21 protein-coding genes and 7 tRNA genes are annotated in these 25,210 nt (G+C 51.7%); 4 read left to right on the top strand and 24 right to left on the bottom strand.

The features are described from left to right. Positions 1-73 precede the first annotated feature (73 nt). The 6 genes from DW47_RS0115435 to miaB all read right to left on the bottom strand — a co-directional run bounded on the left by DW47_RS0115435 (position 74) and on the right by miaB (position 7,008). Entirely contained in the window at positions 74-970 is an 897-nt protein-coding gene (locus DW47_RS0115435; RefSeq protein ID WP_029687331.1) for a glutamate/aspartate ABC transporter substrate-binding protein, read from the bottom strand. Positions 971-1,361: 391 nt separating this feature from the next. Beyond that, positions 1,362-2,939, bottom strand: a complete 1,578-nt coding sequence (gene lnt / locus DW47_RS0115430) for an apolipoprotein N-acyltransferase (RefSeq protein WP_241430779.1) — start codon at positions 2,937-2,939, stop codon at positions 1,362-1,364. Further along, the gene (corC, locus tag DW47_RS0115425; protein WP_029687328.1) at positions 2,908-3,789 is read right to left on the bottom strand and encodes a CNNM family magnesium/cobalt transport protein CorC; all 882 of its coding nucleotides are present in this window, start codon (positions 3,787-3,789) and stop codon (positions 2,908-2,910) included. The genes lnt and corC overlap by 32 nt, the downstream gene beginning before the upstream one ends. A gap of 81 nt (positions 3,790-3,870) precedes the next feature. Continuing rightward, positions 3,871-4,353 carry an rRNA maturation RNase YbeY gene (ybeY, locus tag DW47_RS0115420; protein ID WP_029687327.1) on the bottom strand — a complete coding sequence of 161 codons (483 nt, stop codon included), beginning with the start codon at positions 4,351-4,353 and terminating at the stop codon, positions 3,871-3,873. A 1-nt stretch (position 4,354) separates the two neighbouring features. Next, the gene (locus DW47_RS0115415) at positions 4,355-5,407 is read right to left on the bottom strand and encodes a PhoH family protein (RefSeq protein WP_029687326.1); all 1,053 of its coding nucleotides are present in this window, start codon (positions 5,405-5,407) and stop codon (positions 4,355-4,357) included. Between the two features lie 176 nt (positions 5,408-5,583). Beyond that, positions 5,584-7,008, bottom strand: a complete 1,425-nt coding sequence (miaB, locus tag DW47_RS0115410) for a tRNA (N6-isopentenyl adenosine(37)-C2)-methylthiotransferase MiaB (protein ID WP_038027651.1) — start codon at positions 7,006-7,008, stop codon at positions 5,584-5,586. A gap of 175 nt (positions 7,009-7,183) precedes the next feature. On the opposite strand from miaB, the gene ubiF reads away from it, so the two are divergent. After that, positions 7,184-8,356, top strand: coding sequence for a 3-demethoxyubiquinol 3-hydroxylase (ubiF, locus tag DW47_RS0115405; RefSeq protein WP_029687324.1), 1,173 nt, complete (start codon positions 7,184-7,186; stop codon positions 8,354-8,356). A 91-nt stretch (positions 8,357-8,447) separates the two neighbouring features. Here ubiF and DW47_RS0115400 read toward each other — a convergent pair. The 12 genes from DW47_RS0115400 to nagB all read right to left on the bottom strand — a co-directional run bounded on the left by DW47_RS0115400 (position 8,448) and on the right by nagB (position 15,395). After that, positions 8,448-8,522 (bottom strand) — tRNA-Gln (locus DW47_RS0115400). A 42-nt stretch (positions 8,523-8,564) separates the two neighbouring features. After that, positions 8,565-8,639, bottom strand: a tRNA-Gln gene (locus DW47_RS0115395). Positions 8,640-8,645: 6 nt separating this feature from the next. Continuing rightward, positions 8,646-8,722, bottom strand: a tRNA-Met gene (locus DW47_RS0115390). A 19-nt stretch (positions 8,723-8,741) separates the two neighbouring features. After that, positions 8,742-8,816: transfer RNA gene (locus tag DW47_RS0115385), tRNA-Gln, on the bottom strand. Between the two features lie 21 nt (positions 8,817-8,837). After that, positions 8,838-8,912 (bottom strand) — tRNA-Gln (locus tag DW47_RS0115380). A gap of 26 nt (positions 8,913-8,938) precedes the next feature. Then, positions 8,939-9,023 (bottom strand) — tRNA-Leu (locus DW47_RS0115375). A gap of 6 nt (positions 9,024-9,029) precedes the next feature. Next, positions 9,030-9,106 (bottom strand) — tRNA-Met (locus DW47_RS0115370). Between the two features lie 274 nt (positions 9,107-9,380). Further along, positions 9,381-11,045, bottom strand: coding sequence for an asparagine synthase B (gene asnB, locus DW47_RS0115365; protein WP_029687323.1), 1,665 nt, complete (start codon positions 11,043-11,045; stop codon positions 9,381-9,383). 320 nt (positions 11,046-11,365) lie between these two features. After that, on the bottom strand, positions 11,366-12,118 hold the full coding sequence (locus DW47_RS0115360; RefSeq protein WP_029687322.1) for an HAD-IIA family hydrolase: 753 nt from the start codon (positions 12,116-12,118) through the stop codon (positions 11,366-11,368). A 32-nt stretch (positions 12,119-12,150) separates the two neighbouring features. After that, complete coding sequence (gene nagC / locus DW47_RS0115355; RefSeq protein WP_029687321.1) at positions 12,151-13,371, bottom strand: DNA-binding transcriptional regulator NagC; 1,221 nt, start codon at positions 13,369-13,371, stop codon at positions 12,151-12,153. 7 nt (positions 13,372-13,378) lie between these two features. After that, positions 13,379-14,527, bottom strand: a complete 1,149-nt coding sequence (gene nagA, locus DW47_RS0115350) for an N-acetylglucosamine-6-phosphate deacetylase (protein ID WP_029687320.1) — start codon at positions 14,525-14,527, stop codon at positions 13,379-13,381. Between the two features lie 67 nt (positions 14,528-14,594). After that, complete coding sequence (gene nagB, locus DW47_RS0115345; RefSeq protein WP_029687319.1) at positions 14,595-15,395, bottom strand: glucosamine-6-phosphate deaminase; 801 nt, start codon at positions 15,393-15,395, stop codon at positions 14,595-14,597. A 334-nt stretch (positions 15,396-15,729) separates the two neighbouring features. Here nagB and nagE point away from each other — a divergent pair, with 334 nt between their 5' ends. Together nagE and glnS are read left to right on the top strand one after the other, a co-directional pair. Next, on the top strand, positions 15,730-17,763 hold the full coding sequence (gene nagE / locus DW47_RS0115340; RefSeq protein ID WP_029687318.1) for an N-acetylglucosamine-specific PTS transporter subunit IIBC: 2,034 nt from the start codon (positions 15,730-15,732) through the stop codon (positions 17,761-17,763). Positions 17,764-17,914: 151 nt separating this feature from the next. Continuing rightward, positions 17,915-19,582: a glutamine--tRNA ligase gene (glnS, locus tag DW47_RS0115335; RefSeq protein WP_029687317.1), complete on the top strand. Its 1,668-nt coding sequence runs from the start codon at positions 17,915-17,917 to the stop codon at positions 19,580-19,582. A gap of 75 nt (positions 19,583-19,657) precedes the next feature. Here the strand turns inward: glnS and DW47_RS0115330 are convergent, their stop codons facing one another. From DW47_RS0115330 to DW47_RS0115300, 6 genes are all read right to left on the bottom strand, one after another. Further along, positions 19,658-20,161, bottom strand: a complete 504-nt coding sequence (locus DW47_RS0115330; protein WP_084689082.1) for a SemiSWEET family sugar transporter — start codon at positions 20,159-20,161, stop codon at positions 19,658-19,660. Then, positions 20,158-21,570, bottom strand: coding sequence for a D-arabinitol 4-dehydrogenase (dalD, locus tag DW47_RS0115325; RefSeq protein WP_029687315.1), 1,413 nt, complete (start codon positions 21,568-21,570; stop codon positions 20,158-20,160). The genes DW47_RS0115330 and dalD overlap by 4 nt, the downstream gene beginning before the upstream one ends. A 200-nt stretch (positions 21,571-21,770) precedes the next feature. After that, complete coding sequence (gene fur / locus DW47_RS0115320; protein WP_029687314.1) at positions 21,771-22,217, bottom strand: ferric iron uptake transcriptional regulator; 447 nt, start codon at positions 22,215-22,217, stop codon at positions 21,771-21,773. Positions 22,218-22,539: 322 nt separating this feature from the next. Continuing rightward, positions 22,540-23,070 carry a flavodoxin FldA gene (fldA, locus tag DW47_RS0115310; RefSeq protein WP_029687313.1) on the bottom strand — a complete coding sequence of 177 codons (531 nt, stop codon included), beginning with the start codon at positions 23,068-23,070 and terminating at the stop codon, positions 22,540-22,542. Positions 23,071-23,204: 134 nt separating this feature from the next. Then, the gene (gene ybfE, locus DW47_RS0115305) at positions 23,205-23,480 is read right to left on the bottom strand and encodes a LexA regulated protein (RefSeq protein ID WP_029687312.1); all 276 of its coding nucleotides are present in this window, start codon (positions 23,478-23,480) and stop codon (positions 23,205-23,207) included. Between the two features lie 145 nt (positions 23,481-23,625). Further along, positions 23,626-24,405, bottom strand: a complete 780-nt coding sequence (locus DW47_RS0115300; RefSeq protein ID WP_029687311.1) for an alpha/beta fold hydrolase — start codon at positions 24,403-24,405, stop codon at positions 23,626-23,628. Between the two features lie 238 nt (positions 24,406-24,643). Between DW47_RS0115300 and seqA the strand changes: the two genes are divergently transcribed. Continuing rightward, complete coding sequence (gene seqA, locus DW47_RS0115290) at positions 24,644-25,189, top strand: replication initiation negative regulator SeqA (RefSeq protein WP_029687308.1); 546 nt, start codon at positions 24,644-24,646, stop codon at positions 25,187-25,189. Positions 25,190-25,210 lie beyond the last annotated feature (21 nt).

Here is a 25,210-nt window from a genome sequence, read left to right as displayed (position 1 = left end):
AAGCAAGTTCCCCGTAAACAGATAACGATAAGCGCCGGGCATGCAGGCCGCCCGGACGGTCAATCACGGAGGATCAGTTAAGCACTTTGTCGTTCGGTGATTTGAACAGTGCTTGCATATCCGCTGACATATCAAAATTCATGGTCATATTTTTTGGGGGGATAGGTTGTTTAAACCAGCGGTCATACCATTGTGTGGCCTGACCACTGGTCTGTGCCTGAGCAATGGTGGTATCCATCAGTTGTTTAAACTGGGGGTCATCTTTACGCAGCATACAGCCATAGGCCTCATGGGACTGCGGTGTCCCGACAATGACCCAGTCATCCGGCTTTTTCGCCTTAGCGCGTTCACCGGCCAACAGGGCATCATCCATCATAAATGCCACCGCCCGACCGGTTTCCAGGGTACGGAATGAATCCCCGTGATCTTTAGGACTAATAATACGCATGCCCATTTTCTGCGAATCATTGAGTTTGTTCAGCAGGATCTCAGAAGTGGTGCCCGACGTCACGACGACAGTTTTACCTTTAAGGTCGCTGAAATCCTTTATTGGGCTGCCTTTTTTCACCAGCAGACGGGTGCCGACCACAAAAATGGTGTCGGAGAAAGCCGCCTGTTTCTGGCGCTCCAGATTATTGGTGGTTGAGCCACACTCAAAGTCATAGGTTCCGTTCTGTAATAACGGAATACGGTTTTGAGAGGTAATAGGCAGCATTTTGACCTGAAGGTCTGGTTTATTCAGGGCTTTCTTAATAGCCGCGACGATGGCGTTCGAATATTCCTGCGAATACCCCACCACCTGCTGCTGATTATTATAATAAGAGAACGGCACCGACGATTCGCGGTGTCCGACCACGATGACGCCATCTCTGGCAATTTTGTCTAAGGTCGGAGAGCTGTTGTCAGCCAAGGCAGTGCCGCTTAGCAGGGCGCTGATGGTCAAGCTTAGGGTCAATATCCGCAATCTCATAGGGTAGGTCCTCAGTGCCCCCGAGCGAGCCGTCGAGAGGGCAGACGTGGTGACGAAAACGGTTCGGCTCACCCCTTTTACAGTAGCGTAAAGTTAATAAAATGATACTTTGATGTTAATAAAATGAGGGGTAAAAATATCCGTATATCTGCCTGGTTATGCGCCACTCACAGATAGACGCACCTGTACAGTGCAAGTCAGTCCACAGTAAGCAGATATTTCATTCTATTTCTGAATATCAGTAAATGTTAAGCAAGTACTATGCCAATACTGTGGTCCGCAGGGGGCAGGTAAAAGGAGTGATGCTTAGCCAGAGGTACGGGAAGGTCTAAGGGGTGGGCAAACAGAAAGGGAGACGATGCCGGAGTGAGTGACTCCGGCATCAGCAGGCTTATCGGCGGCGGCGAGAGGCGACGAGGGCGGCCAGCGCCGTCAGTGCAGAGAGGATCCACACGCTGAGATTACCGGTACGTGCGTAAGGTGTCAGGCCACGGGTCGGGGTTACGGTCGCCTGTAAAACATCCTCACGGAATTGCGGAAGCTGCTTAACGATATCTCCTTGGGCATTCACCACAGCGGTGACACCGTTATTGGTGTCGCGCAGCAGCGGGCGGCCAAGTTCCAGCGCCCGCATCCGCGCCATCTGCAGATGCTGCCATGGGCCAATGGAGTGACCAAACCAGGCATCGTTAGAAACGGTCAGTAGGAAATCGGTATCCGGTCTGAAGTTATCCCGCACATGCTCACCAAGGACAATTTCATAGCAAATCGCGGTGGTCAGGCGGTAGCCATCCATTTTTAATGGGGGCTGAACATAGTTACCCCGACTAAAGCCAGACATCGGCAGATCGAAGAACGGCGCCAGCGGCCTTAACAGGCTCGCCATCGGAACAAACTCGCCGAAAGGCACCAGATGATTCTTCCGGTAGCGGTCACGACTCTGAAAGCTGTAAGGGTTGTCAGCATCACCCAGTACCACCACGCTGTTGTAGTCATGGTAGCGATTGTCAGCTTCTACTCGAGAGTCGACGATGCCAGTTGCCAGGGTATTGCCACGTTGCCGTAGGATTTGATCCATCTCGGTGAGAAAAGTCTGCTGATTACTTTCCAAGTCGGTAATAGCGGACTCCGGCCAGATAATCAGTTTTGCCCGTCCCAGTTCCGGGCGAGTCAATTGCAGATAGGTATCAAGGGTACGCTGTAGCTGTTGCGGATCCCACTTCATTGACTGGGCAATATTACCCTGCACCAACGCTACCGATACGCTGCGATCCGTCTGTGGCTGATACCAATGTAGATAACGTAGTGGCCAAGCGGCTAGCATCGCTACCACAGCCACCCCTAGTGGCCACAGTTTGCGAGTTACTAAGGTATAGCTGATAAGCCCTGCAATGACCATCATCACAAAGGTAATGGTTTCCACGCCGGCAATCGGCGCAATACCTTTTAGGGGGCCTTCAATTTGGCTGTAGCCAAACTGCAACCATGGGAATCCGGTCAGAACCCAGCCCCGTAGAAACTCGGTAAACTGCCACAGCGCCGGCGCGGCCAGCAACAGACGACTGAGGGTCGCACGCGGCCAGATCCGGTTAAGCAGACCAGTAAACAGCATCGGGAACAGTGACAACCAAGCTGCCAGCAACACCACCAGCATGACATTCACCGGTCCCGGCATGCCACCGAAGGTAGCAATGCTGACATACACCCAGTTAACCCCAGAGCCGAACAGGCCCATTCCCCAGACAAAGCCGATCGCGACAGCCTGGCGAGTGGTACGCTGCAAAGTCAGTACTTGCAGTCCGGTCAGAGAGAGCAGGGCAGCAGGCCAGAAATCATAAGGGGAAAATGCAAGGGTGCCGGCGGCACCCGTGAGAGCAGCCAGCAACAGGCGAAGTGCCTGTCGCTGCAAAACAGAGGTCAGTGCTGTCATAGACTGATTATTCGTCTTCGAGTTGTGGTGCGTCGGCATCTTCCGGGATCCTGACATGAACCTGTAGGATACGGCGGCGGTCAGCCATGGCGACCTTAAACTGATAGTTATCGATGGTGATACTTTCACCTCGGGCGGGAAGATGACCGAAGTTCTGCATCACTAGGCCGCCGATAGTGTCGACTTCTTCATCACTGAAACTGGTGCCAAAGATTTCGTTGAAGTCTTCGATAGGGGTCAGTGCGCGCAGTGAGTAGCTGTGGCGGCTGAGCTGGCGGATATCGCTGCTATCTTCTTCATCGTATTCATCTTCAATTTCACCGACGATCAGTTCCAGAATATCTTCAATGGTCACTAGGCCAGAGACGCCACCAAATTCATCGATGACAATCGCCATGTGATAGCGCTGCGAGCGAAACTCTTTCAGCATCCGGTCGACACGTTTACTCTCCGGCACGACCACCACTGGGCGGAGCACATCAGCGATACTGAACGGCTTTGAGTCACTGCGCATAAACGGCAGTAAATCTTTGGCCATCAGAATACCTTCCACATGATCTTTGTCTTCACTGATCACCGGGAACCGTGAGTGGGCGGACTCAATAATCACATCCAGGCACTCATCAAGGCTTTGGTTTTGTTTTAGGGTGATCATCTGAGAACGCGGGATCATAATATCCCTGACCCGCTGTTCGGCGATTTCCATCACGCCTTCCATCATGTCGCGGGTATCCTGGTCGATCAGCTCTTTTTGTTCGGAATCGCGGATTAGCTCCAGTAATTCGTCACGGTTTTGAGGTTCACCGTGGAACAGCTGATTAAGCAGTAAAGAAAAGAATCCCTTTTTACTGGCGGGGGTATCGCTGTTTTGTGAATGGTCATCGCTCATGGCGTATTTTTTTTGTTCTCTCTATCAGGGGAAGTGTTGCTGCCAGGGGAGGTCACTGGCAGCCTGTTGCTGAAAAGGCACTCAATCGTTAAGTGCTTTCTCTGAAATGTACGGGTCAGTATAGCCCATAGCAAGCATTATCTCAGTTTCGAGGCCTTCCATTTCTTCGGCTTCGTCATCCTCGATATGGTCATAGCCCAGAAGGTGCAGGGTACCATGCACCACCATATGTGCCCAGTGGGCCTCGACGGGTTTGCCCTGTTCTGCGGCTTCGGCCTCAACCACTTGGCGGCAGATGATCAGGTCACCCAGTAAAGGGAGATCCTCAATACCCGGTGGAGCTTCGAACGGGAATGAGAGCACATTGGTCGGCTTATCTTTACCGCGATAGGTGAGGTTCAGCTCGTGGCTCTCGGCTTCATCCACCAGACGAATGGTCACTTCACTCTCTGGCTGAAAAGGCGCCACCGCTGCTGTCAGCCAGCGCAGGAACTGCGCTTCATCCGGTAATCCCTGTGTGTGTTCACAGGCATGCTGTAAGTCGAGGGTAACAAGACTGCTCATATCAGGTATTCTCCTGCCCGGCAGCCAGTGCCGCGCGTTTACGCTCTTCTGCCGCTTGGTCGCGGCGTTTTTGGTCAGCTTCCTCCCAGGCTTCATACGCCACCACGATGCGCGCTACCACCGGATGGCGGACCACATCTTCGCTATGAAAGAAGTTAAAACTGAGTTCCGGCACTTCGGACAGCACTTCAATGGCGTGTTTCAGGCCGGAGCGGGCATTACGCGGTAAGTCGATCTGCGTGACGTCACCGGTGATCACCGCTTTTGAGTTAAAGCCAATACGGGTCAAGAACATCTTCATCTGTTCGATGGTGGTGTTCTGGCTCTCATCGAGAATAATAAAAGCATCATTGAGGGTTCGGCCACGCATATAGGCCAGCGGGGCGACTTCAATGACATTACGCTCAATCAGCTTCTCCACTTTTTCAAAGCCGAGCATTTCAAACAGTGCATCGTACAGTGGGCGCAGATAAGGGTCGACTTTCTGACTTAGATCCCCAGGCAGGAAGCCCAGCTTTTCACCGGCTTCAACTGCTGGACGAGTCAGCAGAATACGTCTCACTTCTTGGCGCTCAAGGGCATCCACCGCGGCCGCTACTGCCAGATAAGTCTTACCGGTTCCCGCTGGACCAATACCAAAGGTAATATCGTGGTCGAGGATATGGGCAATATAACTGGCCTGGTTCGGGGTACGCGGCTTAATCACGCCACGGCGGGTTTGGATGTTCACCGCTTTACCGTAGTCAGGCACACTCTCAGCGCTCTGCTCTAGGACGCCACTCTCTTTAATCGCCAGATGGATATCCTGTGGGTCGATATCTTTGCTCTGACCGCGCATCGGTGCGGTATCCACATAGAGTTTTTTCAGGATCTGTTCTGCCGCCGCCACACAGAGCGCTTTACCGGTCAGGGTAAAACGGTTATCACGGCGATTGATTTCAATGCCGAGCCGACGTTCTAACTGTTTCAGGTTATCGTCAAACGGGCCGGTAAGACTCAGTAGGCGTTGGTTATCGGCAGGTTCCAAGGCAATGTCACGGGTTTCGATATTCAAAGTAATCCTCTAGGTCGCTAAGGGCCGGTTAGTCAGAATCAGGGTATCCGGCGGCAACATCGGGCCTGCCGCAGAAAGTCTCTTCTGAGGGATATCGGGGCAGATTATTAAAAATCCACCCCTTTCAGCGTAGCAAATTTACCGCCGCACGGGAGGGCAGCGGCAGGAGGAAGCTGTTAAGGCTGATAGACCCCGACGCCGGACTCATTCTCTTTACGGGTACGGGCAATGACAGAGGCCGGAGATTCGGTGACGCGCAGATCCATCTCCTGCTCGGTACGGACCGCTACCCCACGCAGGGAGTTCGGATAAACATCGACAATTTCTACGTCGACAAACTTACCGACCATCTCTGGAGTGCCTTCAAAGTTGACCACACGGTTATTTTCGGTACGACCGGAAAGTTCCATTAGGTTCTTACGAGAGGTGCCTTCCACCAGTACACGCTGTACGGTACCGAGCATGCGGCGGCTCCAGGCCATTGCCTGCTGATTGATACGATCCTGAAGAATATAGAGGCGTTGTTTCTTCTCATCTTCGCTGACATCGTCTGGCAAATCGGCAGCTGGAGTACCCGGGCGTGCCGAGTAGATAAAGCTGAAGCTCATATCGAAGTTGACGTCGGCAATCAGCTTCATGGTTTTCTCGAAATCTTCTTGGGTTTCTCCTGGGAAGCCGATAATAAAGTCGGAGCTGATTTGGATATCCGGACGCGCATCACGCAGTTTGCGGATTATCGCTTTATATTCCAGCGCCGTGTGGGCACGCTTCATCAGTGTCAGAATACGATCAGCACCACTCTGCACCGGCAGGTGCAGGAAACTGACCAGCTCCGGCGTATCGCGGTACACCTCAATGATATCGTCGGTAAACTCGATTGGGTGGCTGGTGGTAAAACGGATGCGGTCGATACCGTCGATGGCAGCCACCAGGCGTAACAGGTCGGCAAAGGTACATACCGATCCGTCAAAGTTTTCACCGCGGTAGGCATTGACGTTTTGGCCCAGCAGATTGACCTCACGCACCCCCTGGGCTGCCAACTGGGCGATCTCAAACAGGATATCGTCGCTTGGACGGCTGACTTCTTCACCGCGGGTGTAAGGCACCACACAGAAGGTGCAGTATTTATTACAGCCTTCCATAATGGAGACAAAAGCACTCGGTCCTTCAGCCCGTGGTTCTGGCAGGCGGTCAAATTTTTCGATTTCTGGGAAACTGATGTCCACCACTGGGCTCTTGTTGCCACGGACGCTGTTGATCATCTCCGGCAAACGGTGCAGGGTTTGCGGGCCAAACACGATATCCACATAGTGGGCACGCTGGCGGATATGATCACCTTCCTGCGAGGCAACACATCCTCCGACACCGATAATCAGGTCCGGATTGTTATCTTTCAGCTTTTTCCAGCGTCCTAATTGGTGGAACACTTTTTCCTGCGCTTTTTCACGGATAGAGCAGGTATTCAGCAGCAGCACGTCCGCCTCTTCCGCATCTTCGGTTAGAGAGTAGCCGTGAGTATTGTTCAGCAGGTCTGACATTTTCGATGAATCGTACTCATTCATCTGACAGCCCCAGGTTTTAATATGTAATTTTTTTGTCATCGAACTGGCCATTGATTCAGTGCAAGGATGTGCAGGCGGCATATTGTAATGCTTTGGTGCTGTTGTGACCAGTGTAGCGGCTTTTCTGTTTGTGACCGTATTTTCCGGTACACTGGTAAGGATTGACATTAACCCGCTCTCAGACGGGCAGTCTGGTCTTGGAAAGGATAATAACATGCAGGAAGATCAATTTGATGTCGTGATTACCGGTGGCGGTATGGTGGGCGCGGCGCTGGCTTGCGGGTTGGCCCGGCATCAGTTTAAAGTTGCGGTGATTGAGCACCAGACTCCGGCCGCTTTTTCGCCGGAAAGTCTTCCAGACGTGCGCATCTCCGCTATTGGCTGTGCCTCAGTGGCATTGCTGAAAGAGTTGGAGGTGTGGCAGGCGATAACCGCCATGCGCTGCGTCCCTTACCGTCGTTTGGAAACTTGGGAATGGGAAAATGCCCACGCTATCTTTGATGCTGATTCTCTGGGATTACCGGAACTGGGCTTTATGGTGGAAAACAGCGTCCTGCAGTGGGCATTGTGGGAAAAAATGCAGCAGCAGGGGATCACCGTGCTCTGTCCTGCCACCCTGAAAAGCTCGCACTATCAGGACGATTCTTGGACGCTAACCTTGGATAATGGACAGCAGATCCGCACTCGGATGCTGGTCGGGGCTGACGGTGCCAATTCTCAGGTGAGACGGATAGCGGGGATCGGTGTCAGTGGTTGGGAATATTCACAATCCTGTATGCTGATCTCGGTGCGTTGTGAGCAGCTTCCCGGTGACAGCACCTGGCAGCAGTTTACACCGTCCGGGCCACGGGCCTTCTTACCGTTGTTTGATAATTATGCGTCATTAGTCTGGTATGACAGTGTTGAGCGTATTCGCCAGTTATCCAAAATGCCCTCGGCTCAGCTGACCCAGGAGATTGCCGCGCATTTTCCGGCACGCCTCGGCAAGGTTGAGGTCTTAAGCGCAGGATCTTTCCCACTAACACGACGCCATGCCAGCCAGTATGTCCGTCCTGGGCTAGCACTGGTCGGGGACGCCGCCCATACCATTAATCCATTGGCAGGGCAGGGCGTTAATCTGGGCTATCGCGATGTGGATGTGCTGATCGATGTTCTGGCAGAGGCGCGGCAACAAGGTCGCGACTGGTGGCAGTTATCGGTACTCAATCGTTATCAGCGTAAGCGCTATCCGGATAACTTGCTGATGCAAAGTGGTATGGATCTGTTCTATACCGCATTCAGTAACCGCAATCATCCGTTGACGGTCGTCCGTAATCTGGGACTGATGGTAGCGCAACGCGGTGGCTGGCTGAAAAAGAAAGTGCTGAGTTATGCCCTTGGGTTATAAGATACTCTTTGCGCGAAACGGCCTACGGGCCGTTTTTTTATGTTTTTTTTCGGCACAAAGAAAAAAAGCCCACCGTAGTGAGCTTTTAAAATGGCTGGGGTGCAGGGATTCGAACCCCGGAATGCTGGTATCAGAAACCAGTGCCTTACCGCTTGGCGACACCCCAATTGGTGCTTTTGTAATTATGAAACTGGGTGCTACTAAAATTTGGCTGGGGTGCAGGGATTCGAACCCCGGAATGCTGGTATCAGAAACCAGTGCCTTACCGCTTGGCGACACCCCAATAATCTGGTGGCTACGACGGGATTCGAACCTGTGACCCCATCATTATGAGTGATGTGCTCTAACCAACTGAGCTACGTAGCCTGAGTATTGCTGTTCAATGTGGCTGGGATACCTGGATTCGAACCAGGGAATGCCGGTATCAAAAACCGGTGCCTTACCGCTTGGCGATATCCCATTTCATGAGGCACATCGAAATTGGCTGGGATACCTGGATTCGAACCAGGGAATGCCGGTATCAAAAACCGGTGCCTTACCGCTTGGCGATATCCCAGTTGCTGCCTTAAAGATAACGTAAAATGGTGCGGGAGGCGAGACTTGAACTCGCACACCTTGCGGCGCCAGAACCTAAATCTGGTGCGTCTACCAATTTCGCCACTCCCGCATATTATGGTGGCTACGACGGGATTCGAACCTGTGACCCCATCATTATGAGTGATGTGCTCTAACCAACTGAGCTACGTAGCCATAATATTTTGCGTTACCTTCAACGGCGTTGCGGGGCGCATTATGCGGAGTTGGCCCCTGATCGTCAACACCTTTTTTGACGTTTTTTAGCGTAAAAGCGTTGTTTGACTGGTCAGTAACCATAATGATTATTTATTGTGCAGATTTTACGATAAATAGGGGGTTGTCCCTGATAATTCAAAGAAAACCGTGGTAACGCTGATGAATGGGGGAAAGTCACAGACATAAAAAAAGGCCGTGCTGAACACGGCCTTTTCGTCACTAACAATCAGTATTAGTAAGCGGACTGGTGTACGCCTACCGCACGTCCTGATGGGTCATCCATATTTTTAAAGGCTTCATCCCACTCGATGGCTTTGGCAGACGAACAAGCGACAGACGGACCACCTGGTACACATTCTGCTGCGGTTGCCACTGGGAACAGCTCTTCAAAAATTTCACGGTAAAGATACGCTTCTTTCGAGGTCGGCGTATTGTGCGGGAAACGGAAGTGCGCCATTTCCAGTTGCTGATCGGTGATCTGTTCTGCAGCCACCGCTTTCAGGCTATCGATCCAGCTGTAGCCGACACCGTCAGAAAACTGCTCTTTCTGACGCCATGCGACGTTGTGTGGCAGGTAAGAGGAGAAACATTCACGTAGGATGTGTTTTTCCATTTTACCGTTGTTGCCACACATTTTATCTTCAGGGTTAATTCGCATTGCCACATCAAGGAATTTTTTATCCAAGAACGGCACCCGGGCTTCAACTCCCCAGGCAGACATCGCTTTGTTGGCTCGGGCACAGTCATACATGTGCAGGGCGGCCAACTTACGCACGTTTTCTTCGTGGAACTCTTTGGCGTTCGGTGCTTTGTGGAAATAGAGGTAACCGCCGAATACTTCATCAGCCCCTTCACCAGACAACACCATTTTGATACCCATTGCTTTAATTTTGCGAGACATCAGGTACATCGGGGTCGAGGCTCGGATAGTGGTCACATCGTAGGTCTCGATGTGATAAATCACATCACGGATCGCATCCAAACCTTCCTGAACGGTGAAGTTAATTTCATGATGCACGGTGCCTAGCGAGTCAGCCACTTCTTTGGCCGCTTTCAGGTCAGGTGCGCCTTTCAAACCGACGGCAAAAGAGTGCAGCTGTGGCCACCACGCATCGCTCTTATCTTGATCTTCCACACGTTTACCGGCAAAACGCTTGGTCACGGCAGAGATGATCGAAGAATCCAGGCCGCCAGACAACAGGACGCCATAAGGTACATCTGACATCAGGTGGCTCTTCACTGATTCTTCAAGGGCGTTTTTCAGAGCCTCTTTATCGGTTTCGTTGTGAGCAACGTTTTTGTATTCCATCCAGTCGCGTTTGTAATACTGATGGATCTCGCGATCGGTGCTGGACATGTAACTTCCTGGCGGGAATTCACTGATGGTGCGGCATACTGGCACCAGCGCTTTCATTTCTGACGCTGCGTACAGGTTACCGTGTTCGTCGTAACCAATGTATAACGGGATGATACCGATATGGTCACGACCAATCAGCCAGCTGTTTTTCTCTTTGTCATACAGGATAAAAGCAAACATCCCCTGCAGTTCGTCGAGGAAATCGACCCCTTTCTCTTGGTATAACGCCAAGATCACTTCACAGTCTGAACCGGTCTGGAATTCGTAGCGGTCGCTTAATTGCTCGCGCAGCTGCTGGTGGTTATAAATTTCGCCGTTAACGGCCAGCACATGGGTACCGGCGGCGTTGTACAGTGGCTGAGCACCATTATTGACATCAACGATAGATAAGCGTTCGTGGGCGAGGATAGCATTGTCATCAGCATAGATCCCTGACCAGTCTGGGCCACGATGACGCATCAGGCGGGAAAGCTCCAACGCCTTTTTACGCAATTCAACCGGATCGGTTTTCAGATCCAGAACACCAAAAATCGAACACATAATCTACTCCTGAGTCCCTGTAACGGTAATGTTGTTTATAAGATTATTGCGGCCTGTCCGGCGCGATACATAAGAAAATGCGCTATTTCCCCCAACCATTGCAAGCATTTTAACCCCGCAATAAAAAATAGTTGTTGCTGAGGCACTAATGTTAGAATTTATTCAATAAAATGGCTGTTTTTTTAGATGAAAATCAATAAAACCCCAAAGCTGTTTGTTTTTTGCCCGATACTAGAAAAGGGAAGAAGAGTGAGAAATACCGGCCTGTCAGGGAGGGAGAGGGGGAGAACTGCGGCCGGTAGTATTAGAAAGGGCTATGACTAAAACAGGTCAATATCGGCGACTGAAGGATAGATCCAATCTGGGCGGAACGGCATTACATCCACATCGTCGGGGCCGGACACTCCAGAGAGTACGAGGATAGTTTTTAGCCCCGCTTGGAAGCCTGCCAGAATATCGGTACGCAGGTTATCGCCGATGATTACGGTATCTTCCGAGTGGGCATGCATCTTATTCAGGGCTGCCCGCATAATGTAAGGGCTGGGTTTACCCACCACGAACGGGGTACGGCCAGTAATGCGTTCAATACCCGCACAAAGGGCTCCACAGGCGGGGACATAGCCGCGGGCATGGGAATCGGGGTTGGTGGCAATAAAACGCGCCCCGTTGGCCACAAAGCTGGCAGCCTTGTGCATCATCTCCCAGTTAAAGGAGCGGGTTTCACCGACGATCACAAAGTCAGGATTAATATCGGTAATGGTGAATCCGGCTTTGTACAGTTCATGGATCAGCGCACCTTCACCGATCACATAGGCTTTTTTGCCTTCCTGACGGCGCAGGAAATCAGCGGTCGCCATCGCTGAGGTATAGAAGATGGACTCCGGCAGGTTGATCCCGGCAGAGGAGAAACGGTTAGCCAGGTCCTGCTCGGTCTGAGAAGGGTAGTTAGTCAGTACCACCAGCGGTACTTCTTTCTCCAGCAGACCATGCAGGAACTCCTTCGCCCCTTTCACTGGGGTATTGTCGTGCATCAGCACGCCATCAATGTCGCAGATTACGTTTTTAAGGGTCATTAGGTCATTCCGCATCAGTAATAATAGGTCATCTACTCACCGAGTAGATGTTGCAGCAGCAGACCGTTAAGCATCGCCCGTTTTGCCAAGGCAAAGGCACCGATGGCTGAACGGTTGTCGAGACGGGAACGAACCACCGGCAGATTGCGGCGGAAATCGTTTAATGTCTGAGTATCAATACAGCGCTGGATCACCGGAAATAGGATAGCGTCGGCGGCGGTCAGTTCACCGGCCAGCACCACTTTTTGCGGGTTAAACAGGTTAATGCTGATAGCGATCACTTTACCAAGTTGCAGCGCCACGTCTTTGATCAGCAGTTCTGCCAGCGGGTCTCCTCGGTTAGCGGCCTGACAGATATCGCTGATCTGACAGTCGCTCTCTCGCAAGCTGCTGGGATAGCCCTGTTCCAGCAGTTTTTTAGCGCGTTGAATAATCGCCGTATTTGAGGCAATGGTTTCCAAGCAACCAAAGTTACCGCAGTAACAACGCTCGCCCAGTGGATCGACCTGAATATGGCCGATCTCGCCGACATTGCCGTGGCAACCGAGAAAAATATTGCCGTTAATAATAATTCCGGCACCGGTTCCACGGTGGATACGCACCAAAATGGAGTCAGAACAGTCGCGGCTTGCGCCAAAATAGTGCTCTGCTAAGGCCAAACTGCGGATATCGTGGCCGACAAAACCGGGAATTGCGAAACGGCGGGTCAGATTTGCGACCAGAGTCCAGTGTACTTCACCGAGGTGCGGCATAAAACGCACCACGCCTTGGTCAGGGTCGACCAGTCCTGGCAGGATCACGGAGATGGCAATCAGTTCCTGTAAGATATCCTGTTGCGCGGCAATAAAATGGTCGATGGCGTTAAACAGCGCCTCTTCCAGGGCTGGTAGGCTGTCAGCCGGTAGTGGATAATGATGTTCCGCCAGCTGACTGCCGCCAAGGTCGAACAGGGCCACGGTGGTGTCCTGGCGTCCGAGCCGGATCGCGATGGTATGAAAACCCTGATGTTCGCTGATAATCGAGATTGCCCTGCGGCCGCCGGTTGAAGCCTGCTGCTCAACTTCTTTGATCAAACCACGCTCAATCAGTTGGCGGGTAATTTTGGTCACACTGGCCGGCGCAAGCTGGCTGATTTCAGCCACCCGGATCCGGGAAATCGGTCCCTGTTGATCAATAAGCCGGTAGACCGCGGCGCTGTTTAACTGCTTTACCAGATCGATATTACCAATTTGCGTTTGTTTGCCGGTGACCATTCAATGCTTACCTGCTGAAAACCTCGTTACCGTTAACGATGGTTTTAATTATGTCAAAGTTGCGTGTGAAAACCGTCAGGTTAGCGACTTTACCGCGCTGCAGTGAGCCTAGCTGTTTTTCGACGCCGATAGCCCGAGCGGGGTAGAGAGTCGCCATTCGCAGGGATTCGTCGAGAGGGATCCCCAGATGCTCAACACTGTTACGCACCGCTTCAATCATGGTCAGAGAGGAACCACTGAGCGTACCGTTTTCATCCACGCACAAACCGTCCCGATAGTATATGGTTTTGCCGGCAAAAATGAACTGATCAATCTCTGCTCCGGCAGGGGCGGTTGCATCAGTCACCAGGATCAGCTTATCCCCTTTGATGCGCTTGGCATTACGCAGATTGGCGTAATGCACATGTAGGCCGTCGGCGATAATGCCGCAATAGACATCAGGGGAATCAAAGACGGCACCGATAAGCCCCGGAGTACGGCCAGCAAAGGTTGGCATGGCGTTATACAGATGGGTGGCAAAGCTAACGCCAGCGGAGAAACCGGCCATAGCCTGGTCGTAGCTGGCATTAGAGTGTCCGGCAGACACCACAATACCGGCTTGGCTTAAGGCGGCAATCGCCTCCGCGCTGACATTTTCCGGTGCTAGGGTGACCTTGCGCACCGCCGCCGCATTACGACAAATTATCTCTAGCAGTGCGGGGTCACAGGGGCGGATCAGAGCCGCATCATGGGTCCCTTTTTTCGCCACATTCAGCCATGGCCCTTCGATATGCAGACCCAGCGCCTGATGGGGATGCAGAGAAAGCCACTGATTCATGGTGTCGATGGCTTTGATGATCATCTCATCGCTACTGGTGATCAGGGTCGGCAGAAAGCTGGTACAACCAGATTTTTCATTGGCCTGTTGCATGGTGGTCAGGGTCCGCAGACTGAGTGCGTCTAGGCTGTCATTAAACTGCACACCGCCGCAGCCGTTAAGCTGCAGATCGATAAAGCCCGCCGAAACATAGGCACCAGCGGTGTCCACCCGACGAACGGTGGCCGGTAGCTGGTCTGTGGGGCAGATGGCTTCGATCAGGCCGTTATCGATCACCACCGCGTGATCATCCAGCATCTGCATTCCGGTATACACCCGGCCATTGACTAACGCATACATTCGGTTTTCTCCCGGGTTCTTCCCGTTGATCCAGGCTGTACCTGTGATCGTCATTAGACTGGCAAATTTAGGAGGCGTTAATCGCCTCGGCTTCCATTTCGCGGAAGTAATTGACGGTTTTTACTTTCAGCTCTTGGGTGGAGGCGTCGTCACAGACAATAATGCCGCGCGGGTGAAGCTGCAGGCAACTGATGGTCCACAGATGGTTCACATTGCCTTCCACCGCAGCTTGTAGTGCCAGGGCTTTCTGTCGCCCGGTCACCAAGATCATAATTTCTTCGGCATCCATCAAGGTACCGACACCCACGGTCAGCGCATGACGGGGCACTTTATCGACCTCGCCATCAAAAAAACGTGAGTTCGCAACACGGGTTTCCTGGGTCAGGGTTTTGATCCGGGTCCGTGACGCCAGAGAGGAGGCCGGCTCGTTAAAGGCAATATGCCCGTCATTACCGACCCCGCCCATAAACAGATGGATTTTTCCATAGTGGCGGATTTTCTCTTCATAGCGGCGGCATTCCGCCTCGGTGTCTACAGCGTTACCGTCCAGTAAATTGATATTCTCCGGCTGAATATCAATATGGTCAAAGAAATTCTCATGCATAAAATGATGATAACTTTGCGGATGATGTTTGGGTAATCCCACATATTCATCCATATTAAAGGTCACGACATGTTGAAAACTGACCTCGCCGCGCTGCACGCTATCAATCAGGCAGCGGTAAGTCTGTAACGGAGTGCCTCCGGTGGGGAGCCCGAGGACAAAAGGGCGTTCAGCGGTAGGCTGGAAGGCATTAATACGTTGTGTGATATGGCGAGCGGCCCAGCGCGAAACATCGGCGGACGTTGCCAGCGGAAGGAGTCTCATGCATTACCTCATAGGTCCGGAATCAGTCAGCGGTGAGCATGGCCGGTGTCGTCATTAGCCGCTCACCCGACACCATAGCATCCCGATAATCATACTGTAACGATAATTCGCAGAATAAAATAAGTCACCGATTGTTACCAGTGGCATCACTCTTGCAAAGGAAATTATCTTGATGTGTATCACGTAAAAGTGCGATTTAATTTGCGGTGAAAATTAAAATCTTCATACACTCCACTGCACAACGCTGTATCCGACGCTAACAAACCCTGTCTGGCAACGCCAGACAGTACACTAATAAGATGATGGCCTGGTTTATGAGGGGGAATGAGTGAATATATTAAGTTATATGCAGAAAGTGGGGCGGGCACTGATGGTGCCGGTGGCAACACTTCCTGCCGCAGCGATCCTAATGGGCATCGGCTACTGGCTGGATCCCGATAGCTGGGGGGCCGGAAATGCCTTCGCGGCCTTGCTGATTAAATCCGGCTCGGCCATCATCGATAATATGTCGGTGCTGTTTGCGATCGGTGTCGCCTACGGCATGTCCAAAGATAAAGACGGTGCTGCTGCCCTGACCGGTTATGTCGGTTTCTTGGTGGTCACTACTCTCTGTTCCCCTGCCGCGGTGGCCATGATCCAGAAAATCCCCGTTGATCAGGTGCCAGCCGCCTTCGGCAAAATTAATAACCAGTTCGTCGGTATTTTAGTGGGGGTGCTGTCCGCCGAAGTGTATAACCGATTCAGTCACGTCGAGTTGCCCAAGGCTTTCTCCTTCTTCAGTGGGCGACGTCTGGTGCCGATCCTGGTCTCTTTTTTGATGATCTTGGTGGCCTTTATCCTGATGTACATTTGGCCGATGATTTTCGGTGCTCTGGTAACCTTTGGCGAGCATATTCAGAAATTGGGTGCGGTTGGGGCAGGGATCTATGCGTTCTTTAACCGTCTGCTGATCCCCGTCGGTCTACATCACGCCCTGAACTCGGTGTTTTGGTTTGATGTCGCCGGGATCAACGACATTCCAAACTTCCTCGGTGGCGAACAATCTATCGCTAAAGGCACCGGTATCCCAGGGATCACTGGCCGTTACCAGGCCGGTTTCTTCCCGATTATGATGTTTGGCTTACCGGGAGCAGCGCTGGCCATCTGGCGCAGTGCGCGCCCGGAAAACCGCGCCAAAGTCGGTGGTATTATGCTGGCTGCAGCCTTCGCTGCTTTCTTTACTGGCATTACCGAGCCGCTGGAATTCTCCTTTATGTTCGTCGCGCCGGTACTGTTCTTTATCCATGCGGCGCTGACCGGTATTTCGGTGTTTATTGCCGCCCATATGCACTGGATTGCCGGCTTTGGATTTAGCGCAGGGCTGGTGGATCTGGTGCTCTCCAGCCGTAATCCGCTGGCGACCCACTGGTATATGTTGATCCCGCAAGGGCTGGTGTTCTTCGTGATTTACTATGTGGTGTTTCGCTTTACTATCGTCAAATTCGACCTGAAAACGCCGGGCCGTGAGCTGGCGGTATCCGGGGATGAGACGGAAGGTTATGATGAAAACCTAATGCCACAGCAAGACGGTGAATCTGAAACCGAAATGCTGGCACGCCGTTATATCAGTGCCATCGGTGGCTCGCAGAATCTGACCAATATCGATGCCTGTATCACACGATTACGTCTCGGGGTGGCTGACTCGTCACAAGTCAATGATCAACTGGCGAGAAAATTGGGCGCGGCCGGGGTGATCCGTCTTAATCAGCAGAGCGTGCAAATTGTGGTCGGTACCCGTGCCGAAACCATTGCCAGCGCCATGAAAACCGTGCTGGCCAAAGGGCCGATCGCCGCGACAATCGCCCAACCTGCGGTTGCCGAACCGGTCGCGCCATCTCCTGCCCAGTCGGTAGTGAGCACCACAACGCCGGTCGTCGCCACCTTGCTGGCTCCGGTCAGCGGTGAAGTGGTGGCCTTGGAAGCAGTGCCGGATGAGGCCTTTGCCTCTAAAGCGGTGGGTGACGGTGTAGCCATCCGTCCGACAGGACACCTGGTGGTCTCCCCGCTGGCAGGCACAGTAGTGAAAATTTTTGCCACCCGCCATGCTTTCTGCTTGGTGTCCGAGCAGGGGGTTGAGGTAGTGGTACATATGGGGCTGGATACCGTTGCCCTAGAAGGTAAAGGCTTCCGCAGTCTGATCAGCGAAGGGGACAGGGTAATCGCCGGTCAGCCTGTGTTGGAGATGGATCTCGACTATCTGAACCAGCATGCCCGCTCAATGATAAGCCCAGTGGTGATCAGTAATATGGATGAATACAGCGGACTTACTCTGCTGGCAGGTCACCAGGTCGTGGCCGGTGAAACCGCGCTGTTTGAAATAAAAGGCTGATAGCCTCCTCATGATGTGAGGCAGGAAGAGATTCCTGCCTTTTTTTATCGTTGTTTATCAACAAACGGTTGTTTCCCGAGGCCGCTTTGTGGATCATAGCCGGTAACTTTTTTGGGTGATCTGCCCTGATATACGTACTGAGGATCTTGAGATGAGTGAGGCTGAAGCCCGCCCAACGAACTTTATTCGTCAGATCATTGACGAAGATCTGGCGAGCGGTAAGCACCAGAGTGTGCATACACGTTTTCCACCTGAACCTAATGGCTATCTGCATATCGGTCATGCGAAATCTATTTGCTTGAACTTCGGTATTGCCCAGGACTACCAGGGGAAATGCAATTTACGTTTTGATGATACCAACCCGGTAAAAGAAGATGTCGAATTCGTTGAATCCATCAAACGTGATGTGCAATGGCTAGGGTATCAATGGGATACACAGGTTCATTATTCTTCAGACTACTTTGACCAACTGTACAGCTTTGCTTGTGAGCTGATCACCAAAGGGCTGGCCTATGTCGATGAACTGACGCCCGATCAGATCCGTGAATACCGAGGTTCACTGACTGCGCCAGGCAAAAATAGCCCATACCGTGACCGTACACCGGAAGAAAACTTGGCACTGTTTGAGAAAATGCGTGCTGGGGGCTTTGCAGAAGGGACTGCCTGTCTACGTGCCAAAATCGATATGGCGTCCAGCTTTATGGTGATGCGTGATCCAGTGTTGTACCGCATTAAGTTTGCGGAACACCATCAGACCGGCACTAAGTGGTGCATCTACCCGATGTATGATTTTACCCACTGCATTTCCGATGCGCTGGAAGGGATCACTCACTCGCTGTGTACCTTGGAATTCCAAGACAATCGTCGTCTGTATGACTGGGTGCTGGATAACATTACTATCGATGTCCATCCGCGTCAGTACGAGTTTTCACGTCTGAATCTCGAATATGCGGTAATGTCAAAGCGTAAACTGACCCAGCTGGTGGCAGAAAACGTCGTGGAAAGTTGGGATGACCCGCGCATGTTGACTATCTCTGGTCTTCGCCGTCGCGGTTATACGGCAGCGTCACTGCGTGAATTTTGCCGCCGTATCGGCGTGACAAAGCAAGACAATATCGTGGAAATGGCGTCACTAGAATCCTGTATCCGTGATGACCTTAACGAAAATGCCCCGCGTGCTATGGCGGTATTGGACCCGGTTAAAGTGGTGTTGGAAAACCTGCCACAAGGCTACAGCGAAGTGGTGACGATGCCGAACCATCCAAACCGTCCGGAGATGGGGACCCGTGAAGTGGTCTTCAGCCGTGAAGTATGGATCGACCGTGCTGACTTCCGTGAAGAAGCCAATAAGCACTATAAGCGTCTGGTCACTGGCAAAGAAGTGCGCCTGCGTAATGCCTATGTGATCAAAGCTGAGCGTGTTGAGAAAGATGCCAACGGTGAAATCACTACCATTTATTGTCAGTGTGATACCGATACGCTGAGTAAAGACCCAGCTGATGGCCGCAAGGTCAAAGGGGTGATCCACTGGGTTTCTGTAATGGCGGGTGTGAGCGCGGAATTCCGCCTCTATGATCGTCTGTTCAGCGTCCCGAACCCAAGTGCAGAAGAGGATTTCTTGTCAGCGATCAACCCAGACTCCTTGCAGATCCGTCAGGGGTATGTTGAACAGAGCCTGAGCACTGCTGAAGCTGAAGTCTCCTACCAGTTTGAACGTGAAGGCTACTTCTGTGCCGACAGCGTCTACTCTTCTCCAGAGAAACTGGTCTTCAACCGTACCGTCGGGTTACGTGATACTTGGGCGAAAGCCGGAGCCTGAGTCGTGTAATAACGAAAAACGCCACATTGCTGTGGCGTTTTTTTTGACTTTTATCCCCAAAGGCTGCGCTGTGGGTTACGCAGATTGACGTTTCTTCTTCCTGATTTTTTTCAGCGGGATCACTTTTGCTTTTTCCGGGAGGTCAGTGCTCGTGGTCATCGGTGTCTCACCTGGTGTATAGGGGTGCAGACGACGAATACGCGGCCGTAAGATAACCCCTGGCATTGCCCGCAGTTTGCGGCGTAGGCGGTTTTTGCCCGGACGTTCATGGTAAAGCTTAAGCATGATCACCGAAAAGGCCAGCAAGGCAGTCAGACCATTGGCGGTCATGACCGGCACGTCGTGGACCCGATAACCGTACCAAGTCCAGCAGGAAACACCGAAAAACAGGGCCGACCACATACCCAGTGACAGCGCCTTGGTATCGCGGTTACGAACAATGTGCAGCACCTGCAAAAAGAACGATCCGGTGGTCACCCAAGCGGCAACCGTTCCCAGCGCCACCGGCCAAGGCGACAAAAAATAGACCGCTAACAGAGCCAGCATCGCCGTTACCACCACGATATAAATACTTTTCATGGTTTATCATTCTCCAATGCGGCAATTCCCTCGCGGGCAGAGACAACTGCCTGCCTGAGGTCTGCGGTAAATACAGGGTTACCCGCCAAAGAACCAAACAGTTTTGACTCTGCGGCAAAGGCAGCTAACGGATCTTTCTGGCGGTAGATCGAAGCAAAGTCGACACTTTCTCCTGCACGATCCTGATAGCTAAAGGGCAGACTATTATTTGCATAACGCTGCATAAACAAATAATAGAGCGCAATCAGCCGTATCGTAGCCTCGGGAGTCTGCTGTTGTTGATAGCGGGCTTTCAGGGTTGGCACTAGGAACTCGTGTAACTTGGCAATGCTGTCCGATGAGACACGCTGGCAGGTATCTCGCACCCGAGGATTACTAAAACGTTGCAGAACGGTCTGGCAATACTGCTTCAGGTCGAGGGGGGAGTCTTCCAGTGCTGGGATGACATCCTGTTCCACGTAAGCGGTGATCCATTGGCGCACCTCCGGCAGCAGGCTTTGATCGATAAACTCCTTATTGAGCAGACCGCCGGCCCAGGCGATACCACTGTGGCTGGCGTTGAGCACGCGGATTTTCGCCTCTTCATAAGGCAGCACATCCTCGACAAACTCCACTCCAGCCTCTTCTAGGGCAGGGCGACCAGCAATAAAGTCATCGTGGATCACCCACTGACTGAAGGACTCACAGCACACTGGTACCAGATCATCGGTGATATTCTGCTGACGCACCCGTTCAATCAGTTCATCGCCGGTGGCCGGGGTAATACGGTCAACCATTGAGTCTGGGGTACTGACATTGTGCTCCAACCATTCCAGCAGCGGCTGATCCTGGCGGGCGGTCACAAATTCCATCAGTCCGCGACGGAAACTCTGGCCATTACTGCGTAGGTTGTCACAGCAGAGTAAGGTCACTGGACCACTGTTCTTCTCACGGCGGGCGGTCAGTATCTTATACAGAGCACCATACAGGGTAACCGTGTCCTGTTCAGCGGCAAGATCACTTTGTATAGGTGCTGCATTCAGGTCAAGGTGACCCTGATCGTTAAGAAAATAGCCGCCTTCCGTTACAGTGAAGGAAATAATACCTGTTTCTGGACGTGAGCCTTCATTCACCAAGGCGGTGAGCTGGGTATCGTAAGGAAGAACATGTTGTACGGAAGTGATGGTCTGATAGTCTATGTGGCCATCAGGAGAGATAATTTCGAGGGTATAACGCCCTTGTTGACGAGCCAATTGCTCAAGCATTTTCTGTGTGCTGCTGTTACGGATATTGGCCAGAGATATTGACCAACGGCTATCGCCTTTCTGATGTAATTTATTCAGATACCAGCACTGATGAGCGCGGTGAAAGGCACCTGCACCGAGATGCAGCCAGAGGGATTGTTCAGTTCTTTTTGTATTCAAATGCATTCCTTAATCTGTAACAGATAGTCATGATGTTACCGATAAACATAACATGAATACGATTAAGATTAAAATAAGTACAGAAAAGGACCAATGGCGGGCAACTGGAAAAGCACGAAACGGCGAGGAGCAGGCATAAAAAAACCACGTCAGGCGTGGTTTGATTACATCAGGTGGTCAGCGGCCCGGATAAGGGAACGCAGGCATTAGTCGTCGTTATGCAGCCCCTCGTTCTCACGGCAATCGCCTTCGGCGCAGTGACCATATAGGTATAGGCTGTGGTTAGACAGTTTGATACCGAAACGTTTAGCGATTTCACGCTGGCGTTGTTCGATAAACTCATCGCGGAACTCGATCACTTTGCCACAGTCGAGGCAGATAAGATGATCATGGTGCTGCTGTTGTGTTAACTCAAAGACTGACTTACCGCCTTCGAAATTATGGCGTGTCACGATACCTGCATCGTCAAACTGGTTCAGCACACGGTAGACCGTTGCCAGCCCAATTTCCTCACCGATATCGATCAGACGCTTATACAGGTCTTCCGCACTGACATGATGGCAGTTAGGTTCCTGAAGCACTTCCAGAATTTTCAGTCGGGGAAGCGTGACCTTCAGACCAGCCTTTTTCAATGCGGAGTTGTTGTCAGTCATGCAGTTATTGTCCTGTTACTTTTGATAATGACTCTGGCAAGTGCCATGAAGCTCGGTAATGACCTTATTTTTTTGGGTTCATTATAGAACCGATATATCGAAATTGAAACCACGGACCGCCGGACGGGAATGCCTGAAACTGTACCGGTTGACGGCGGGAGAACCGCGGGACATTTTTATAAGCAGCTGAAATTTCCGAGCATTACTGAAGGGAGGGCTACAGCCCTGACTGCCGGAAAACAGTACAAAACCTGCGGGTCATTTACGCAGGTTTTGCGGATGCCGGAGTGAACATTATCACAACTGTGATATAAAAACCTTACTAAGCGTTAAGGATTTCTTTCAGTTGCAGTTCGTCAGAGATCTGCGCAACCCATTGGCTGACGCGCTCATTAGTCAGTTCTGGCTGGCGGTCTTCATCAATGGCTAGACCCAAGAAGTGGTTATCGTCCGCCAGGCCTTTGGAGGCGTCAAAATGGTAACCCGCGACCGGCCAGTGGCCGACGATCACCGCGCCTTTTGGCTCAATAATGTCGCGCAGGGTACCCAGGGCATCACAGAAGTATTCTGAGTAGTCTTCCTGGTCACCACAACCGAACAGGGCAACCAGTTTGCCGGTAAAATCGATCTCTTCCAAGGTTGGGAAAAAATCGTCCCAGTCACACTGTGCTTCACCGTAATACCAGGTTGGGATACCCAGCAGCAGGATGTCAAAGGCATCCAAGTCTTCTTTGGTACTTTTCGCGATGTCGTGCACTTCAGCAACGTCTTTACCCAATTGTTTTTGGATCATTTTTGCGATGTTTTCAGTGTTGCCGGTATCGCTGCCAAAAAAGATGCCTACGATTGCCATGTGGGTATAACCTCTTGAATCTTCAAATCAGATGAATGTAATTTCACTACAGATGCGCGAATAATAGCAGACCCGGCGGTAGGGCGGTACTTGTAAACACGCCGGATTTGTCCCTGAGTGCGCATAGTGGGGAGTCAGCGCTTGTTAAGTTGTGACAGAATAATTTGCTCAATAAGCTCACTACGGCTCATCTGGCGCTCAGCAGCCAGTGAATTGAGTATTTCGACCACATCGCTGTTCATTTTCAGCTCGACTCGCTGCAATCCCCGCACCCGATCCCGTTTTAACTGATTGCGCTTGTTGATGCGCAATTGTTCGTCGCGAGAAAGCAGGCTGGTTTTGGGACGCCCCGGTCGCCGTTCATTGGCGAATAAGTCGAGCGTAGTACGATCCGTATTTTCTTTTGCCATGATTTTTGAAACTGAACATCTGCGGGTATCAGATACCCCGAGCTGAGTGATGAATGAATACGGTTATCATGTTAACAACACACGATAAAATTTTAGCGCGCAATCATACTCCAGTGCGCAGGCAGACGCCAATGTTTAAACACGATTACCCTTCAGCCGCGTGACTGTTAAGGAAACGTTGTACCGCACTGATCACTGCTTGAGGTTTTTCGGCATGTACCCAGTGACCTGCCGCAGCGATGATGTGGGCACGTGCGTGGGGAAACTGTGCTAACAGGGCTTGGCGATAACAGGGGGCGAGGTAGGATGATTCGGCACCACGGATAAATAGCGCTGGCTGCGGGCAAGGTGCAACCGGTTGCCAGCCAGAAATACCGCTATAGTTGTCCAATAATGCGGGGACATTAAACAACCACTCTCCTTGGCGGAAAGATTTTAGTAGAAACTGAACTACCATTTCATTACCGATGAAAGGTAGCATCACTTGGGCTGCCTCTTCACGGGTGGTGATCCCCCTGGCACTGACCGCATTCAGGGCGGCGAAGATATCATCGTGCCGGCGGGTTTCATAGATGACTGGCGCAATATCAATCACAACCAGTCTGCGAACTCGTTGCGGTGCTAATGCGGTTAGCGCCATGGCAATTTTACCGCCCATCGAGTGGCCGATAATATCCACCTGATCTAAGTCATGACTCTCAAGGGTTTGCAACATATCTGCCGCCATGGCGGAGTAGTCCATTGAGGGGGCCCGTGGGGAGAGTCCGTGGTTACGCACGTCGACTTGTAACACATCTCGGTCTGTTTTCAGGGCGCGAGCCAGTATTCCTAGGTTATCGAGACTTCCGAACAGACCGTGGATCAGCAGTACAGGGGGTAATTTTTCACCAACCTGTACAGTTTGCAGTCGACTGTTTAAAATCATGGCAAAGTTCTTAAGGTTGAAACCCTGGCTTAGGGTATTATGGTCAGAGGTTTTATAATGCCGACAGACACTTGCAGCGCAGCGAAACGCGGTGTCTGGCACAATACAGGTGTGATGAATACCTGTCAGGGTGACACTTTATCATCCGCGGATCACTCAGCGCAGCAGAATATCAGATTAATTCCGGTATACTGCTATTGTTCGGAAATTTACATTATCCATTACAGTACGGAAAAAGATGAAAACGATTGAAGTAGACGATGAGCTTTATCGCTATATTGCCAGCCAAACACGTCATATTGGTGAAAGTGCCTCTGATATTTTGCGCAGGATGCTGAATGTTTCTGCACAAACCATCAAGGAAGCGAAAGAAACCCAGGCTGCAGATAGCGAAACACCGTCACTGGCAACGTCGCACAGTGAGTCACGTCCCCAGGATCGTGTCCGCACCGTCCGCGAGCTGTTATTGTCCGATGAATATGCGGATCAAAAACGGGCAGTGAACCGCTTTATGATGGTGTTATCGACGCTTTATCGTCTCAGCCCGCAAGAGTTTCAGGATGCGACCCATACCCTGCAAGGCAGAACCCGAGTCTACTTTGCCGGTGATGAGCAAACCCTGTTACAAAACGGGACTCATACTAAGCCGAAACATATTCCCGGCACCCCGTACTGGGTAATCACCAATACTAACACCGGCCGTAAATGCAGCATGATTGAACACATTATGCAGTCAATGCTGTTCCCTCAGGAACTGGCTGACAAAGTTTGCGGAACGATTTAACCGATCATTAGCGTTAGGGAG

This window comes from Tatumella saanichensis, assembly GCF_000439375.1.
Lineage (GTDB): Bacteria > Pseudomonadota > Gammaproteobacteria > Enterobacterales > Enterobacteriaceae > Tatumella > Tatumella saanichensis.
This window is presented reverse-complemented; position numbering and strand designations above follow the sequence as displayed.

What these genes read in the sequence shown, in the direction of transcription:
- DW47_RS0115435 (WP_029687331.1), bottom strand. Translation starts at nt 970, where the DNA reads ATGAGATTGCGGATATTGACCCTAAGCTTGACCATCAGCGCCCTGCTA.
- lnt (WP_241430779.1), bottom strand. Translation starts at nt 2,939, where the DNA reads ATGCCGACGCACCACAACTCGAAGACGAATAATCAGTCTATGACAGCA.
- corC (WP_029687328.1), bottom strand. Translation starts at nt 3,789, where the DNA reads ATGAGCGATGACCATTCACAAAACAGCGATACCCCCGCCAGTAAAAAG.
- ybeY (WP_029687327.1), bottom strand. Translation starts at nt 4,353, where the DNA reads ATGAGCAGTCTTGTTACCCTCGACTTACAGCATGCCTGTGAACACACA.
- miaB (WP_038027651.1), bottom strand. Translation starts at nt 7,008, where the DNA reads ATGACAAAAAAATTACATATTAAAACCTGGGGCTGTCAGATGAATGAG.
- ubiF (WP_029687324.1), top strand. Translation starts at nt 7,184, where the DNA reads ATGCAGGAAGATCAATTTGATGTCGTGATTACCGGTGGCGGTATGGTG.
- asnB (WP_029687323.1), bottom strand. Translation starts at nt 11,045, where the DNA reads ATGTGTTCGATTTTTGGTGTTCTGGATCTGAAAACCGATCCGGTTGAA.
- DW47_RS0115360 (WP_029687322.1), bottom strand. Translation starts at nt 12,118, where the DNA reads ATGACCCTTAAAAACGTAATCTGCGACATTGATGGCGTGCTGATGCAC.
- nagC (WP_029687321.1), bottom strand. Translation starts at nt 13,371, where the DNA reads ATGGTCACCGGCAAACAAACGCAAATTGGTAATATCGATCTGGTAAAG.
- nagA (WP_029687320.1), bottom strand. Translation starts at nt 14,527, where the DNA reads ATGTATGCGTTAGTCAATGGCCGGGTGTATACCGGAATGCAGATGCTG.
- nagB (WP_029687319.1), bottom strand. Translation starts at nt 15,395, where the DNA reads ATGAGACTCCTTCCGCTGGCAACGTCCGCCGATGTTTCGCGCTGGGCC.
- glnS (WP_029687317.1), top strand. Translation starts at nt 17,915, where the DNA reads ATGAGTGAGGCTGAAGCCCGCCCAACGAACTTTATTCGTCAGATCATT.
- DW47_RS0115330 (WP_084689082.1), bottom strand. Translation starts at nt 20,161, where the DNA reads ATGAAAAGTATTTATATCGTGGTGGTAACGGCGATGCTGGCTCTGTTA.
- dalD (WP_029687315.1), bottom strand. Translation starts at nt 21,570, where the DNA reads ATGCATTTGAATACAAAAAGAACTGAACAATCCCTCTGGCTGCATCTC.
- fur (WP_029687314.1), bottom strand. Translation starts at nt 22,217, where the DNA reads ATGACTGACAACAACTCCGCATTGAAAAAGGCTGGTCTGAAGGTCACG.
- fldA (WP_029687313.1), bottom strand. Translation starts at nt 23,070, where the DNA reads ATGGCAATCGTAGGCATCTTTTTTGGCAGCGATACCGGCAACACTGAA.
- ybfE (WP_029687312.1), bottom strand. Translation starts at nt 23,480, where the DNA reads ATGGCAAAAGAAAATACGGATCGTACTACGCTCGACTTATTCGCCAAT.
- DW47_RS0115300 (WP_029687311.1), bottom strand. Translation starts at nt 24,405, where the DNA reads ATGATTTTAAACAGTCGACTGCAAACTGTACAGGTTGGTGAAAAATTA.
- seqA (WP_029687308.1), top strand. Translation starts at nt 24,644, where the DNA reads ATGAAAACGATTGAAGTAGACGATGAGCTTTATCGCTATATTGCCAGC.